Below are 15854 nucleotides of genomic sequence, written 5' to 3'. Positions count from 1 at the left end.
TTTTTGATTATTGAATGATTAACGAAATGGAAAAAGAGAAGCAAGGTTTTCTGGAGTTTGCTTACCAACTCTATAAGACTATGAAAACCAACGAAATTAGTTTGGTTTACGAGGGTGAAGTAACACAGGAAATAACCAAAACCTTTACTTCCCTAACTGAAAAAAGCCTTTCAAAAAGTGCAGAATCAAACACTGTGCAGAAAAAGGTTTTCAATGTAATGGTCGAATGTTTACAAAACATCAGCAAACATGCCGATGCCCTTAGTGAAGAAGACGAGGAGCGTCGCGGCATTGTAATGGTGAGCAAAGGTGATGACTCCTACAACATCATTACCGGCAACATCATTAAAAACGAGAAAGTACCGGATCTTAAGAAAAACCTGGAACACATCAACAGCCTTGATAAAGAAGGACTTTCTGCTCTGTTCAAACAACAAATTAAAGAAACCACAATTTCTGAAAAAGGTGGTGCAGGACTCGGATTTATCGATATTGCAAAGAAAACCGGGAGCAAGCTGGGATACCAATTTAAGGAACTGAATGATAAAGTTTCGTTTTTTATCCTCACCTCAACAATTAAAAGAAACTGATTAAAGCGCTGATAGTTATGGAAATTATTAACATCAAAGGAACAGATGATACCCCAAACGTGATTCTGGATAAGGCGAGCGGTCAATTCGAAATTTCGGGTCGTTCTCTTCCTGAGGACGTTAACCAGTTTTATGAGCAAATTCTAGACTGGATTGATGCGTACGCCAAAGAACCAAATGACCGGACTGAATTTAATTTTAAACTGGAGTACTTCAACACTGCTTCTTCAAAAGTAATTCTGGATATTCTTCTCAAATTTGAAGAAATTGTAGAAAGCGGAAAAGAAGTTGTGATTAAGTGGCATTACCACGAGGACGAAGAAGACATGCTCGAGGCAGGTGAGGAGTATTCGGACATTGTGGAGATCCCATTTGACTATATTGTTTACACCGACTAATTCCCGGTAGGAACAAGCGTTCCATTGATTTTTTAAAGAATGAGTGAAGAAATTCTAAAAGCATTAATGCAGCTGTTTGGTTTAATTACCAAGCAGGATGGAGGCGTTGAATCCAATGAGACGGAGTATGTGCGCTCGTTTCTGAAACAGCAGCTTAATACTGAGGCTGTTGAAGAATATTTTGCACTCTTTTTGAAACACTCGGCCGAGGCCAGCAAAGAGGATGGAAAAGATACTGAAGAGGAGGGCAAAGTAAAACTGACCTCAATGAAGGACTCTGTTAAAATCCTCGGCATCTGCAAAAAAATCAATAAACAATTAAACCGCGAACAAAAAGTGGTCGTGCTGGTGCGTTTGTATGAACTCATTAGCATGGACATGAAACTGACAGATCAGCGAATGGCCATCATCAACACGGTGGCCGATGTTTTCAAAATTCCTAAAAACGAAATCTCTGCCATAGAGGCTTTCGTACTCGAACAGGATATTGAAAAACTTAACAGCGCTGATTTCATGCTGGTTAACGACCAGCCCAAAAACGAGGAACTAAGCAAACATATCCAGACCTCCGGTTTAAACGGCTCAATCATTATCCTGCGTGTGAAAAGTGCCGATTTGTATTTCATGCGCTATACCGGAGATCAGGAGCTGTTTCTTAATGGCCTATCAATTAACATCAAACGGATATATCTCTTCCCAAAGGGAAGTTTTATCCGCATCCCTAAAGGCAAGCCTATTTACTACACCGATGTGGTAAGCAGGTTTCTGGCCGACAGCGATTCAGCACGTATTTCCTATGAGGTAAACAACGTGCTGTTCAGATTTAAAAACGGAGCTGTTGGCTTGCGCGATATCAACCTTGCCGAAGAGCACGGGCGCCTCATTGGTATAATGGGTGCTTCGGGAGCAGGAAAAACCACCCTGCTAAATGTGTTATCAGGAATTGAAAAACCTACTGAAGGAGAGGTGCTCATCAATGGGCATAACCTGCATACCGAGAAAGAGAAGCTGGAGGGTGTAATTGGTCTTATTCCGCAAGACGACTTGCTCATTGAAGAACTGTCGGTTTTTGACAACCTTTACTATAATGCCAAACTTTGTTTCAAAAACAAATCAGAAGAGGAACTAACATCCCTCGTTGACGATACGTTGCAGAGCCTCGGACTGTATGAACGACGTCATCTGAAGGTAGGTTCTCCCCTCAACAAAATGATTAGTGGTGGCCAGCGTAAGCGGCTCAACATTGCACTGGAACTCATCAGAGAGCCAGCCATTCTTTTTGTTGATGAGCCTACTTCGGGACTGTCATCACGAGACTCGGAAAACGTGATGAACCTTTTACGCGAATTGGCGCTTAAAGGAAAACTCATTTTTGTTGTAATTCACCAACCCTCATCGGACATCTACAAAATGTTCGACAAGATGTTTATTCTTGACACTGGCGGTTACCCAGTTTTTTATGGAAACCCGGGCGAATCACTCATCTACTTTAAACAACTCGATTCACAAATTAACAGCGACCAGGGAGAGTGTCCCACTTGTGGAAACCTGAACCCTGAGCTGATTTTTAACATTATAGATGCCAGTGTAATTGACGAATACGGAAACTACACAAACAAGCGTAAAGTATCTCCAGAAGAGTGGCATGTTCACTACAAAAAAGAGAATCAAATACCTACGGTAGAGCAAATTAAAACACCTCCACCCAAAAGTCTGGATATTCCCTCATGGTTTAACCAGTTTAAAATTTATACGCTGCGTGACTTTTTTGCCAAAATCAGTAACACCCAGTACATTGCATTAAACTTGCTCGAAGCGCCGCTTTTGGGATTTATTCTGGCTTATCTGATACGCTACATTGCAGATCCTACATCAGATATATACATTTTTAGGGAAAACGAAAACCTTCCGCCTTATGTATTTATGGGCATTGTGGTAGCGCTGTTTTTTGGGCTGATAATCAGTGCTGAAGAGATTTTCAAAGATGCCAAAATACTAAAACGTGAGTCGTTCTTAAAGCTAAGTCGTTCAAGCTATCTGGGGTCAAAAATTTTGTTGCTTTTCTCTATTTCAGCCATTCAAATGCTTTTGTTTGTAGCCGTAGGAAACTATGTTTTGGGAATTAGAGACATGTATTTTGAATTTTGGCTGGCACTCTTTTCCATCGCTGCCTTTGCCAACATACTGGGTCTGATACTTTCGGCATCGTTTAACTCAATTGTTACCATCTATATTCTCATTCCACTGGTGATGATTCCGCAGATGGTTCTTGGCGGTGCCATGTTTACCTTCGACAAACTCAATAAAGATTTTACCAGCGTAGATAAAGTGCCCGCAATTGCCGAGTTCATGCCATCGCGCTACATATATGAAGGTATTATCGTTCATCAATATAAGCACAACAATTTCAAGAAAAACTTCTTTGAAATTGAGATGGAGGAGAGCCGCGCCGACTTCAAACAGGTGCATTATCTGCCTGAGTTGAGACAACTATTAACAGAATGTACTGTTCATGTGCTCGACGAAAAAGACCGTCGCGATAAGAAATATGTAAACGACCTGCAATTACTCCGTAACGAAATTGCAAAAGAGATGCGTCGTGTTCCCGAGATTGGATTTGATCTATTGAATGCTTTTACACCCGAAAACTTTACTGTTGATGCCGGCAACAAAGCAGACGAATACATCACCAGATTAACGGCTCACTACCGCACTGTATTCTCAAGAGCCAATGGACTTAAGGACCAGTTTATTACTGTAAACCTGAATGCAAACCCTGAGCGCTTTAATCGTATAAAAGACGATTATTACAATGAGAGTATTTCATCCATTGTGCGCCGAGAATTTGAGAAAAACAAAATTGTTCGTCAGGGCAATCATCTGGTACAAATGGCTGACCCCATATATCAGCTGCCTGAGCCAGATAAAGCATGGTCGTTCCGAACACACTTTTTCGCGCCAATGAAACATTTCGGCGGAAAATTTTTCGAAACACTATGGTTTAATATTACTATGGTATGGATATTGACATTCATCATGTATATTATGCTATATTTTGACCTGTTGAAAAAAGGCCTTAACTACGCCGGAAGCATCAAATGGGGAAAAAGAAACCTTTTTAAGAAAAAGAAGGTATAACGCACAATAACTTAAACTTAAACGAAATAATTAAATTTAATTGTCATGATAAAGAACTTACTTATTGCCCTGTTGATACTTGCCGGATTTCAACTTTTAGGAAGTTGTTCAGGCTGTTCTGAATCGAAAAAATCAGACAAAAATGCCCTCACGCTTCCGGATTCATTAATTACCGACGCGCCACTTAAGCTTTCAGAAGAGATCATGAACGAAGTTATTGGCAATATCTCATCACCTGTTGAGATGGCCAATCTTTTCAAAACCTCGGGCGTAGATTTTACCCAGCGAATTCTTAACAATCCCGACAATGTATCGAGATATGAAACAAGCTTTAAAAGGGCATTAAACCTTGGTGTTTTCAGTGCCGACTTAGGGTACATCAACACCTTTGATAAAAATAACATTGTTGTATCATATCTTTTGGCAGTTAAAACGCTTGCCGATGGTATTCGTGTTGGTCAGTTTTTCGATTTCAATGCACTTCGCCGTATGGCATCCAGTTCAACCAATCTGGATTCGTTAATGGAGATGTCAGTAACCAGTTTTAACCGTATGGACAGCTACCTGCGTGAGCAAAATCGCAGCAACGTGAGTACCCTTATTGTTACCGGTGCCTGGATTGAAGGTCTTTACATTGCTTCGAGTGTTGTTAGAGAATCTGGAAATAAGGATTTATCCATTCGAATTGCTGAGCAAAAGGATATTATCAATATATTGGAAATTATTTTGAGTAACTATGCTGCTGAACCAAATTTTGCCGACTTAGTAGCCGACATACGTGAGCTAAAAGAAGCATACGCTCCCATACGCATAACCAGAGAACTTGGAGAACCTCAGCGTATTGAAAAAGATGGCGTGCTCATTTTTATTCAGGATGAAATAAGTACGGTTCACTATTCAGAAGAAACTTTAAATAACATAATGGACATCATTGAAAAAATCCGCACAAAAATTGTTGCCTGATTTTGACAAAGACTGTTCTACTTAATATGCTAAAATAATAATCAACATGAAGAAGATAATATTAAGTCTGATACTGGTATTCACGCTTGGAACTGTAACCTGTTGGTCGCAATGTGACGATTCAGTGAAAAAATCAGCACTGCAGGAAATGGGAGACAGCCAGTACATTAAAGATTTTTCTATATCTCTGGTTAAAAAACCCAATGAAGTTAAAACCGGAATGGTTCGTTTCAACGTACTGCTTAACAGCCGTAACCATTATCGTTTCAACGTAGTAAACGGACCTGCAAATCCCGAAGAAGTGATTATGCAACTATACGACCAGGACCGATTGCTTGTAAGTAACCTGGAAAGCGGCAAAATGTATAAAGCTTTTGACTTTGTTTGCCGCACCACAAAAGTATATCAACTTGTTTTCTCGTTCCGTGGCGGAGAGGAAGGTTGCGCTGAAGCTGTATTATCTCTCGTTAGACAGTATTCCGACGGAGAAATGGGGTTCTGATAACTCCAAAGATATTTGATGACGAAAAACGGCCTGAAAAAATCAATTTCAGGCCGTTTTCGCGTTTTATGGCGTGCCATATCATTCTGAAGCACATTCTACCGCATCCACATGAATTGTAACACACAGATTCAGATTATCTTCTATTAAAGCTTCGTACTTACTGGCTATATCGTGAGCCTCCTCAAGACTTAAGTTACCGGGTAACCGAATGTGAAAAGTAAGTTCGGTATGATTTCCGTAATGGTGAATTTTGAAATGGTGCGGATGCAACTCCATTCCTGGTACCAAACCATCACCAAAACCCACAATTTTTGCTTCGGTTTCCCTGTCGAGCGCTTCACCCATCAGCACGCTGATGGAATCTTTCATGATGGTGTATGTTGTATGAAATATCAAGATGGAAACCATCGCACCCAAAGCACTATCAATCCACCATATACGGTTACCAAGGAAAATACCAACCATTATCACGATACTACTAATTGAATCGGAACGGTGGTGCCAGCCATCGGCAATTAATGAATTGAAGCGGAACTTTTTACCATAGTACATTGAATAACGGGCCATTACTTCTTTGATGACAATGGAAATTGCGGTAACCCAAATAGCCAATGGCCCATAAAAAAACGCTTCACGCTCCCTAAACTTTACAACCGACTCGACTAAAAAATTAAAGCCAACCACGGCCAATAATACACCCACCACTAGCGATGCAATAAGCTCAGCGCGTCCATGGCCAAAAGGATGGTTTTTATCAGCTGGTTGCAAAGAGTACTTAATACCGACTAAAACTGCGATAGAAGAAACAGAATCGGAAAGTGTATGCCAGGCATCGGCCAGAATGGCAACTGAATTTGATACTACACCAGCCCAGAACTTCAATATAAACAAGAGTATATTCAAAAATATTGATAGCCAGGTGATTATCAAAGGCGTATTTTTCTTCATTTACGTTTAATTATAACATTCCTATTAAAATAAGAAGGACAAACAACCAAAATCAACTATACAAAATACTCAATCAACTACTTACTGATGAGTAGGTTAAACTTAAAGCGCAATATAAAAACTCTAAATTGTAAAATTGCTAATTAATAACTAATTAAATGAATGTCAGTTGTTTTGTGTGTGAATATCTCGATTGAAAAACAATTATCTGCTACACATAACACCTACTGGTAAGTAAGCGTTAAGGAGTAAATAAAACGTCATTACAGATATCACCATCGTGAAAGGGCATCGCATCCATAGGAAATCCCAATTCGCTCCACAACGGAAATCCTCCCTTCAATTCATACACATTTTTAAAGCCCATACGAATTAATTGTTTTGTGGCTATTTTACTCGTTTTTCCAATGCTACAATAAACAAATAGATCTATATGCTTATCAGCATCTTTCACCTTACCGCGCAACATCTTTCTGCTACCACACCAAACAGCACCGGGCAATCGTGATTCGCAATATTTTTCTACCCGCCGGGTATCAATCAAAAGATAATTTCCAGAATGTTCCATTTTCTCAAGAAACACGATTGGTTCCAATTCAACAGCCTCTGGCCTGGAAAAAAACAAAGAAAAAAAAAGAAACAGCGCGTACATAGTGAAATTATTAAACAACAAACAAATCCTCAATAATTGAATCCACCACGAACCAGGAGGATTCACTGCACGTTATAAAGCCATTAGTAACTACCAGATTATTGCGGTGTATCCATTTATCAATACGCTTTAAAAAATCCAGATAGTAGTGTGGGAAGCGTATTTCCATTTCGGTCAGAGATATGCCTTTTGATGTACGTAAACCCAGCATCACTTGTTCGTTAAAAAAATCAACTTCAGAAAGAACCTCTTCTTCAAATATTAAATCAAGATTGCCCTTGTTGTACAGCGTGAGATCCGACTTATTCCATCGACGCTTTTTTCCATCAAAGGAGTGACTTCCGGGACCTAAACCAAGATAAGGCACGCCATTCCAATAGGAAGAGTTATGTTTTGATTCATACCCTGACAGACAAAAATTAGAGACTTCATAATGTTGCATTCCCATTTTTTCAACCTCATTACATAGCATTTCATACTCCCTTAAACTGCGAGAATCATCTATTTCGGTTAATTTTCCGGACTGCTTTAATCTATGAAATCCTGTTCCTTTTTCAATGGTAAGATGATAGGCAGATAAATGTTGAATGGGTAAATCCTTTACTATCTGTAGATTTTTCTCAAAAAACTGTTCTGTGCTCCATGGTAATCCATATATCAAATCAATACCAATATTAGAAAAACCACAACTGTTCGCCAAAGCAACTGCTTGCATCGACTGTTGTGCATTGTGGCGCCGTCCCATTTGGCGCAAGTCTTGTTCATGAAAACTTTGAATTCCTATACTTACACGATTAAATCCGGCATTTTTTAAAGCGTGCAAATAATCTTCTGAAATGTCATCGGGATTAACTTCGATGGTACACTCCATATTTACACTACAATTAAAATTTTTATGCAATAGCGAAAACAACTTTTGATAGAAATCGGCTGCAATCAAAGATGGTGTACCACCGCCCACATAAAAGGTATCGATAGGAAATCTGAAATCGACACTTCTGCTTTCCATTTCCATCAACAATACATTCTGAAATTGATCCATTTTATCCAGTTTTGTGGATTTATAAAAATCACAATATCCACAAAGGGTAAAACAGAAAGGAATATGTAAATAAACACCTGCCATATTATATTTCAAGATAAAATGTTTCACGTGAAACATTCAAAAACAAAGAGTTATGTAGGGTTTTCAACAGGTTATAAACACTTTATTCACTAAAAAACGAAACTATTTCCGCATTTATCAACAATTGGCTTCAAAATTGAAGTTCCAAACATAAAAAAAGTAAATCAGTTAATTTGAAACCATAAAATATTGTAATTTGCAACCATAAATTTTCAATATGACATCATTCGCAAAGAGCATTTTCAGATATAAATTAACCATCACGGTTGGAGCATTTATCCTCATATTAAGTCTTATTCAAAGTTCAAATGTACCATCTTCTAATTTTTGGGATTTCAGGGGTTCAGATAAAATTGTGCATTTCCTAATGTATTTTTCACTTTCGTTTGTGCTATTCTTTGAACGAAACCGTACCAGAATATGGAAACAAACAGACCTGAAACCTAAAAACAATATTTGGCACATTTTGGCTCTTATTGCGACCGGAGGTATAATTGAAATTCTACAACCACTCCTATCAAATCGCAGCTGCGAATATTTCGACTTTATTGCAAACACACTTGGTGTGTTAGCAGGGTTTTTCCTTTATCGCATGATACGCTTAATTTTAAAGCGCTAGAAATAGTTTTTCTTTATTGTCGTAATCACGGATTACACGTCCAATGGTTTCGCTCTTAAAAAATTCAGCCACCTGTTGTCGCACAGATGCAAACTCATCGTGCACAGGACATTTTTTCACATCTGAATCGGTTGAATTACATGGTTTGGTTCCAATAATACAATGTTCGAATAACTCTGGACCATCTATTATTTCTACCAATTGAAATAAGGTTACATCATCAGGATTCTTCAAAAACTTAAAGCCCCCTGCTGGTCCCTTCACACTGGTAAGTATCTCCTTACGAACAAAAATCTGCAAAATTTTACTCAGGAACTGCATGGGCACATCTAACTCAGATGCGATAGTTCGAACGTTCACCAGATTTCCATTCTGCGACTTTATGCCTATAAAAATTATCGAACGTAATGCGTATTTACAAGTATTTGACAACATAAATCAATGTTTTATCTGATGGTTTTTCCACTGCGATTGAAAAGATGATTTGTCGATAGTTGGAACATCACGTTGTTTACCAAAACCTTTTTTCATAAACAAAGAGAATAAAAATGATTGAATTTTAAAATTAATATGACTTATATAGCGTGGATTTTTTAAGACGGCAGATAAAGATTTCATTAATAAAGAGCTGCCTACATACTTCTTTGCACCTTCTACAGTATCTCTTCTGTTGCGTAAAAGTAATTCCGGTAAATTGATTTTTACCGGACATACATCATAACAAGCACCACATAACGAACTTGCAAAACTTAGATGTGAATAATCATCATTTGGTTTAAGATGCGGCATAATTACTGAACCTATTGGTCCGGAATATACTGCATTATAAGTATAACCACCCACATTCTTATATACCGGACAGGCATTTAAACAAGCACCACAACGAATACACGCAAGCGATTCTGACTGATACTTTTTTTGATAAAGATTTGTACGTCCGTTGTCCAATAAAACAATAACCATGCGCTGAGGACCATTTAATTCTGATTCATTGGCAGGTCCGGAAATCACAGAATTATAAGCAGTAAGTCGCTGACCCGTACCATGCAAAGCAAGCAATGGCCAAAACAGATCCAGATACTCTACTGATGGAAGTATTTTTTCGATACCAGCAAGAACCACATGTACACGCGGGTAAGAAACAGAAAACAATCCATTTCCTTCATTCTCAGTTAAAGCAATAGCCCCTTCACGGGCCAGAAGAAAATTGGCACCGGTTAAACCCATCTCTGCCGATTCAAATTGACTTCGCAATACACCCTTTACAAAACTTGTCATTTCAGAAGCAGTGGCCTCAGTGGAAGTGCCAAACAATCGATTAAACAGTTGAGCCACATCACCACGTGATTTGTGCATGGCAGGTGTAAGTATATGGTATGGCTTTTCTCCGGCATTTTGAACAATAAACTCACCTAAATCTGTTTCAACACACTCAACACCTAAATCACCAAAAACTTCGTTAAAAGCAATCTCTTCTGAGGTCATTGATTTACTCTTAACAACTTTCTTAATTTTCTCTGAAACGATAACATTTTTGATATGCATTATCGCCTCATCTTCATCTTCAGCCCACAATACCTCAATTCCGTTAGCGGTAGCTCTCTCTTCAAACTCTTCCAAATAGCTCGAGAGATGTTCAACTACATATCGTTTAACTACCGCTGCGCGTGACTTTGCATCCTCCAGCGCGCTAAATCTTTTTTTACCAGCTTCAACAGAAACCTGGTATTTAGAAATATTGAAACGGATTGTATTTCGATGCTTGCGATCAAATACAATCCGTTCTGAATCAGACAAAAATTTCTTTGTCTTGCTAATCATTTAAACAATTTTTAGATGCATATTTTTTGAATACGCTGCAAATGCCTGCCTCCATCAAAAGGGGTACTTAAAAACAGATCAACAATTTCTTTGGCAGTATCCTCACTTACAAATCTACCAGGTAAAGTACACACATTGGCATCGTTGTGTGCCCTTGCAAGACGAGAAATTTCAGGTAACCAGCAAAGGGCTGCCCTAATACCTCTATGTTTATTAACAGTCATGTTAATTCCGTTTCCACTACCACAAATGGTAATGCCCGCCTCGCAACTACCATCTTCAATGGCATTTGCTAAAGGATGAGCATAATCCGCATAATCCACACTATCGGCAGAATGTGTTCCAAAATCAATAACTTCTATACCTTTATCAGTAAGATATTGTTTCAAAATCTCTTTCAGCTCAAAACCTGCATGATCAGATCCGATGGCAATTTTTTTAGCATTCATTATTCACAAATTCAAACGTTAAATACCAGATTAATTACATTAACACACAATTCAGTGGTTCAAAGATAAAACATAAACATCAGGTTTTAACAGCGCTGTTAATATTTTGTAAGTAACTGTCTACCTAAATGTACGTATATCTAATTTTACTTTAAATCGCTATCACACTGCTACCGTCAGATAAGTAACAATTGAGAAACACAATCGTTAAAAACATTGTTAATATCTTGTGGACACAAGTGAATAGAATTAGATAAATATTTCTTGATATTCTCTGAAATAATCCCTAGGTATCCAAAAAAAGAACTCTGCAAGCATATTTTTTAAAAACATGGAATAAGTTATAAACACCTTTTATAACCAGAATTGATTTCTCTCAAATGAATTATTTTCTAACTTTGAAAGTTCTTAACAGCCTGTGAACAACTAGTGCTATGTTTTGTTTTTCAACAAGTTTTGAGTTTGAAAAGTGTTCATAAGTGAACTTCAAAGTTTCATAACCATACAAAACAATAAATTTAAAATAGTTTTCTCAACAGAATGAACAGGCTATTATCATTATCATTCTATTTTAAAATTAATTAATATGAATAATAATAGTGAGTGGATAAGTGCCGGATATGTGACGGAGGGTGTTTCGGAAAAGATTGATTTAGTAAAAGAAATCAATCGTCTGAAAAAGGAGAAGAATGCAATCATCATGGCCCACTACTATCAGGTTAAAGAGATTCAGGAAATAGCTGACTTTGTAGGTGACAGCCTTGCTTTAGCTCAACAGGCCGCCAAAACCAATGCTGACATCATACTATTGGCTGGAGTATTTTTTATGGGTGAAACTGCTAAAATTCTATCACCTGATAAAAAAGTGCTGGTTCCTGACTTAAATGCCGGTTGTTCCTTGGCTGATAGTTGTCCCGCCGATGCGTTTGAGGCGTTTGTTAAGCAATATCCAAATCACGAAGTTGTTACTTATGTGAATACCTCTGCAGCTGTTAAAGCATTATCCGATATTGTGGTTACAAGTACCAACGCTGTTGCGGTTATCAACAGTATTCCAAAAGAAACACCTATTCTATTTGGCCCGGACCGGAATTTGGGTAACTATTTACAAGGGTTGAGTGGTAGAGAGATGATTTTATGGGATGGTGCATGCCATGTACATGAGAAGTTTTCGGTAGAAAAAATTGCCCAGTTGAAAAAAGACCATCCCAACGCACTCCTTTTGGCACATCCTGAGTGTAAGAAACCATTGTTGATAATGGCTGATTTTATAGGCAGTACAGCTGCTTTGCTTAAATATTCCGTTGAAAATAAGAGTAAAGAGTTTATCGTCGCTACTGAGGCCGGTATTATTCATCAGATGCAAAAAGCCTCACCCGAAAAACTCTTTATACCTGCACCACCAATGGATTCAACGTGTGGTTGCAATGATTGTGAGTTTATGAAACTAAACACCTTACAGAAGATCTATCTTACTCTCAAGCATGAGTATCCGGAAGTTTATGTGGATGAAGATATACGTTTAAAGGCTCTTAAGCCCATTGAACGTATGCTTGATTTATCTGCTAAACTCAAACTTTAGTTTAAATTTCAAGTTAAATTACAGATATATTCAGTTTATGGTATCAAAGAATTTTGATACTTTATTGTTGTACTTTGCAATTAATTTTCAGCATTCTATAATTTATAATCAATAATTTATAATTTCGTATCTTTGATAATCTTCATAGATTGCAAATTTTTATATCAAATAATTCGTTATGAAGGGACTGTCATTACTGTTAGTGGAAGATAATATTCTTAACCAGAAACTGATATTTTTGAATTTAACCCGGTATGGGTTCTCCATTGACGTGGCCAATAATGGGCAGGAAGCATTGGATAAGCTTCAGGAACGAAATTATGATCTTGTTCTCATGGATTTAATGATGCCTGTGATGGATGGTATGGAAGCCACCAAACGAATTCGTGAAATGGAGCAACAGCGTGGTTCGCATACTCCCATTATCGGTTTAACTGCCAATACATTTGATGCTGACAGGGAAAAATGTCTCGCCATTGGGATGGATGACTTCATGGCTAAACCTTTCGATATTGAGATATTTAATGCCATTATCAGTGATTTGGGTATAGTGAATAACTAGAGAGAGAGGTAAATTTACCCATGGATATTGATTTGAGAAACCCTGATAAAAGCTGGTCAGGCGATATAGAAGAAGAAAGACAGTTGCGTCCGCTAGCCTTTAATGATTTCAAAGGTCAATCAAAAATCGTTGAAAATCTGGAAGTTTTTGTTAAAGCGGCGCTAATGCGCGGTGATGCTTTGGATCATGTACTTTTGCATGGCCCTCCGGGTTTGGGAAAAACAACACTTTCAAACATCATTGCCAATGAATTAAAAGTAGGTTTTAAGCTTACAAGCGGACCTGTACTGGATAAACCAGGCGATTTGGCAGGAATTCTCACCAGTTTGGAACCCAACGACGTTTTATTTATTGATGAAATTCACCGTTTAAGTCCCATTGTAGAAGAGTATCTTTACTCAGCTATGGAGGATTTTCGAATTGATATAGTTATTGACAAAGGTCCGGGAGCCAAATCCATACAAATAGACTTAAATCCCTTTACACTAATTGGTGCCACCACAAGAAGCGGCTTACTAACCAGTCCATTACGAGCCAGATTTGGCATTAATTGCCATCTTGAATATTATGACAATGATATTTTAAGTGGCATTGTAGCGCGTTCATCCAGTATTTTAAATGCCAAAATAGAGCATAGTGCTGCCGATGAAATTGCCAGACGCAGTAGAGGAACTCCGCGTATTGCCAACGCTTTACTCCGACGTGTACGAGATTTTGCCATGGTAAAAGGTAACGGAGAAATTGATCTTGGCATTACTAAATTTTCTCTTAAGGCACTAAACATAGATGAGTATGGTTTAGATGATATGGATAGGAAAATTCTTCTTACCCTGCTCGATAAGTTTGATGGTGGCCCTGTTGGTTTAACTACCATAGCCACAGCTGTAGGTGAAGACAGTGGAACCATAGAAGAAGTTTACGAGCCTTTCTTAATAAAGGAGGGATTTTTAAAGCGAACCCCTCGTGGGCGGGTTGTAACAGCATTAGCTTATAAACACTTTGGACGTACACCGGGCGCACTTCAAAATTCCTTATTCGGGTAATCAATGAGTACAAGCTTAAAGTCTTTAGCAGGTGAAACTGTAATTTATGGCGCTACAACTATGATTGGACGTCTGTTAAATTGGCTTTTGATGCCTTTTTACATTCGTACCATTACAACACAGGAGTATGGCGCAATAGTTAACATTTACGGTATCATTTCCATACTGCTGGTAATGTTTACTTATGGTCTTGAAACAGGTTTTTTTCGATTTTCCAGATTAAAGCAGAGTGATACGGTTTATAAGACCTCCATAATTATGTTGGCTGTAACAAGTGCCATACTTGTGCTTTTTATGGCCTTTCTTTCGCCTTCTATTAGTTCAGTATACTATGATGGTCAATATAGCGCTTCATTGCTTTTAATGGGCCTTATAGTAGCTTTTGATTCTTTTTTAGCTATCCCTTTTGCCAATTTACGATTACACAACCGTTCTGTACGTTTTGGTGTAATTAAGTTGATAAGCATTTTTTCCAATATCTTTCTCAATTTATTCTTTTTGTTGTTTATTCCTTGGCTTATAAGACATGATTATTTGCCTGAAAGCATTGTTAATTTGTATAATTCCGGTAACGGTGTATTTTACATTCTGCTTAGTAATGCCATAAGTAGTATTGGAATCATTATTTTCTTTTTACCTGAATTCTTTAGATTAAAAGGTTCATTTGATACTTCAGTTCTGAAAAGTTTGATGGTTTATTCATGGCCAGTACTTGTTGTAGGTATTACTGGTATGCTCACTCAAAATAGTGATAAAATTCTAATGCCCAGGTTGATTGGCGAAGATGGATTTCATCAGTTGGCTATCTACGGTGCCAATTTCAAGATAGGTGTACTGATGAGTCTTTTTACGCAATCTTTTCGCTTTGCATTTGAACCTTATTTTTTTAAGAACCAGGATAAAGGGGTTTATGCTTACGCGCGTATAATGGATTATTTTGTGTTTTTTGGCATTTTCATATTTTTAGGTGTAATGCTGTATCTTGATGTAATCAATATTCTACTCACTGCCGAATATATTAAAGGTAATCTGATTATCCCGTTTGTATTGGTAAGTCAGCTTTTTTACGGCATCTATTTTAACCTATCATTATGGTATAAACTAACTGATAAAACTTACTTTGGTGCTATCTTTGGGATAATTGGGATGTTGATTACTATCACTCTAAACTTTGTTCTAATACCAAAAATTGGAATTTTAGGTGGTGCTTTGGCAATGCTTGCAGGGTATGGTATAATGGTTCTTGTATCTTATTTTATTGGTCAGAAATTTTACCCGGTACCTTATAATCTGAAGCGAATTGCACTGTATATACTGTTTGGAACAATTGTGTTCACATTGGACAACCTAATAGGCTTTGAAAATATAATAGTAAGTATGATTTTCAAAACCACTATGTATGTTCTGTTCGTTTTCTTTTTTCTAGCACTACAACGTAAATCTGTTAAATTATAATGC

The 15854-nt window shown here is 37.7% G+C and carries 16 protein-coding genes; 10 read left to right on the top strand and 6 right to left on the bottom strand.

Features of this window, described 5'->3' with window-relative positions:
* Positions 1-26: 26 nt before the first annotated feature.
* From ALKIM_RS0108860 to ALKIM_RS0108840, 5 genes are read left to right on the top strand one after another with little or no spacing between them, the layout of a single operon-like run.
* Positions 27-590 carry a SiaB family protein kinase gene (locus ALKIM_RS0108860; protein ID WP_044118241.1) on the top strand — a complete coding sequence of 188 codons (564 nt, stop codon included), beginning with the start codon at positions 27-29 and terminating at the stop codon, positions 588-590.
* 17 nt (positions 591-607) lie between these two features.
* Positions 608-988 carry a DUF1987 domain-containing protein gene (locus ALKIM_RS0108855; protein ID WP_026474320.1) on the top strand — a complete coding sequence of 127 codons (381 nt, stop codon included), beginning with the start codon at positions 608-610 and terminating at the stop codon, positions 986-988.
* A 39-nt stretch (positions 989-1027) separates the two neighbouring features.
* Positions 1028-4126 carry an ATP-binding cassette domain-containing protein gene (locus ALKIM_RS0108850; RefSeq protein WP_026474319.1) on the top strand — a complete coding sequence of 1033 codons (3099 nt, stop codon included), beginning with the start codon at positions 1028-1030 and terminating at the stop codon, positions 4124-4126.
* Between the two features lie 45 nt (positions 4127-4171).
* Positions 4172-5089, top strand: a complete 918-nt coding sequence (locus tag ALKIM_RS0108845) for a hypothetical protein (protein ID WP_026474318.1) — start codon at positions 4172-4174, stop codon at positions 5087-5089.
* A gap of 46 nt (positions 5090-5135) precedes the next feature.
* On the top strand, positions 5136-5591 hold the full coding sequence (locus ALKIM_RS0108840) for a hypothetical protein (RefSeq protein ID WP_026474317.1): 456 nt from the start codon (positions 5136-5138) through the stop codon (positions 5589-5591).
* Positions 5592-5672: 81 nt separating this feature from the next.
* Here ALKIM_RS0108840 and ALKIM_RS0108835 read toward each other — a convergent pair whose 3' ends face one another.
* The 3 genes from ALKIM_RS0108835 to hemW all read right to left on the bottom strand — a co-directional run bounded on the left by ALKIM_RS0108835 (position 5673) and on the right by hemW (position 8320).
* The gene (locus ALKIM_RS0108835; RefSeq protein WP_026474316.1) at positions 5673-6542 is read right to left on the bottom strand and encodes a cation diffusion facilitator family transporter; all 870 of its coding nucleotides are present in this window, start codon (positions 6540-6542) and stop codon (positions 5673-5675) included.
* Positions 6543-6783: 241 nt separating this feature from the next.
* Positions 6784-7215: a rhodanese-like domain-containing protein gene (locus ALKIM_RS18100; RefSeq protein ID WP_157363866.1), complete on the bottom strand. Its 432-nt coding sequence runs from the start codon at positions 7213-7215 to the stop codon at positions 6784-6786.
* Complete coding sequence (hemW, locus tag ALKIM_RS0108825) at positions 7205-8320, bottom strand: radical SAM family heme chaperone HemW (RefSeq protein WP_026474315.1); 1116 nt, start codon at positions 8318-8320, stop codon at positions 7205-7207. The genes ALKIM_RS18100 and hemW overlap by 11 nt, the downstream gene beginning before the upstream one ends.
* A 217-nt stretch (positions 8321-8537) precedes the next feature.
* On the opposite strand from hemW, the gene ALKIM_RS18095 reads away from it, so the two are divergent.
* Positions 8538-8939, top strand: a complete 402-nt coding sequence (locus ALKIM_RS18095; RefSeq protein ID WP_052345498.1) for a VanZ family protein — start codon at positions 8538-8540, stop codon at positions 8937-8939.
* On the opposite strand, the gene ALKIM_RS0108815 is transcribed toward ALKIM_RS18095, so the two are convergent.
* Genes ALKIM_RS0108815 through rpiB form a run of 3 tightly spaced genes read right to left on the bottom strand, consistent with a single transcriptional unit; the run spans position 8928 to position 11209 of the window.
* Positions 8928-9374 carry an RrF2 family transcriptional regulator gene (locus ALKIM_RS0108815; RefSeq protein ID WP_026474314.1) on the bottom strand — a complete coding sequence of 149 codons (447 nt, stop codon included), beginning with the start codon at positions 9372-9374 and terminating at the stop codon, positions 8928-8930. The two genes, ALKIM_RS18095 and ALKIM_RS0108815, sit on opposite strands and share 12 nt — an antisense overlap.
* 3 nt (positions 9375-9377) lie before the next feature.
* Positions 9378-10760, bottom strand: a complete 1383-nt coding sequence (locus tag ALKIM_RS0108810) for an LUD domain-containing protein (RefSeq protein WP_026474313.1) — start codon at positions 10758-10760, stop codon at positions 9378-9380.
* Positions 10761-10771: 11 nt separating this feature from the next.
* Positions 10772-11209 carry a ribose 5-phosphate isomerase B gene (gene rpiB, locus ALKIM_RS0108805; protein WP_026474312.1) on the bottom strand — a complete coding sequence of 146 codons (438 nt, stop codon included), beginning with the start codon at positions 11207-11209 and terminating at the stop codon, positions 10772-10774.
* 586 nt (positions 11210-11795) lie between these two features.
* Between rpiB and nadA the strand changes: the two genes are divergently transcribed.
* The 4 genes from nadA to ALKIM_RS0108785 all read left to right on the top strand — a co-directional run bounded on the left by nadA (position 11796) and on the right by ALKIM_RS0108785 (position 15851).
* The gene (gene nadA / locus ALKIM_RS0108800; protein WP_026474311.1) at positions 11796-12791 is read left to right on the top strand and encodes a quinolinate synthase NadA; all 996 of its coding nucleotides are present in this window, start codon (positions 11796-11798) and stop codon (positions 12789-12791) included.
* A gap of 178 nt (positions 12792-12969) precedes the next feature.
* On the top strand, positions 12970-13353 hold the full coding sequence (locus tag ALKIM_RS0108795; protein ID WP_026474310.1) for a response regulator: 384 nt from the start codon (positions 12970-12972) through the stop codon (positions 13351-13353).
* Positions 13354-13373: 20 nt separating this feature from the next.
* The gene (ruvB, locus tag ALKIM_RS0108790) at positions 13374-14396 is read left to right on the top strand and encodes a Holliday junction branch migration DNA helicase RuvB (protein ID WP_026474309.1); all 1023 of its coding nucleotides are present in this window, start codon (positions 13374-13376) and stop codon (positions 14394-14396) included.
* Positions 14397-14399: 3 nt separating this feature from the next.
* Positions 14400-15851, top strand: a complete 1452-nt coding sequence (locus ALKIM_RS0108785; RefSeq protein WP_026474308.1) for a lipopolysaccharide biosynthesis protein — start codon at positions 14400-14402, stop codon at positions 15849-15851.
* Positions 15852-15854: the final 3 nt, after the last annotated feature.

Source organism: Alkaliflexus imshenetskii DSM 15055 (assembly GCF_000517065.1).
Lineage (GTDB): Bacteria > Bacteroidota > Bacteroidia > Bacteroidales > Marinilabiliaceae > Alkaliflexus > Alkaliflexus imshenetskii.
Note: the sequence above shows the minus strand (reverse complement) of the source record. Positions and strands in the feature narration are given on the sequence as shown.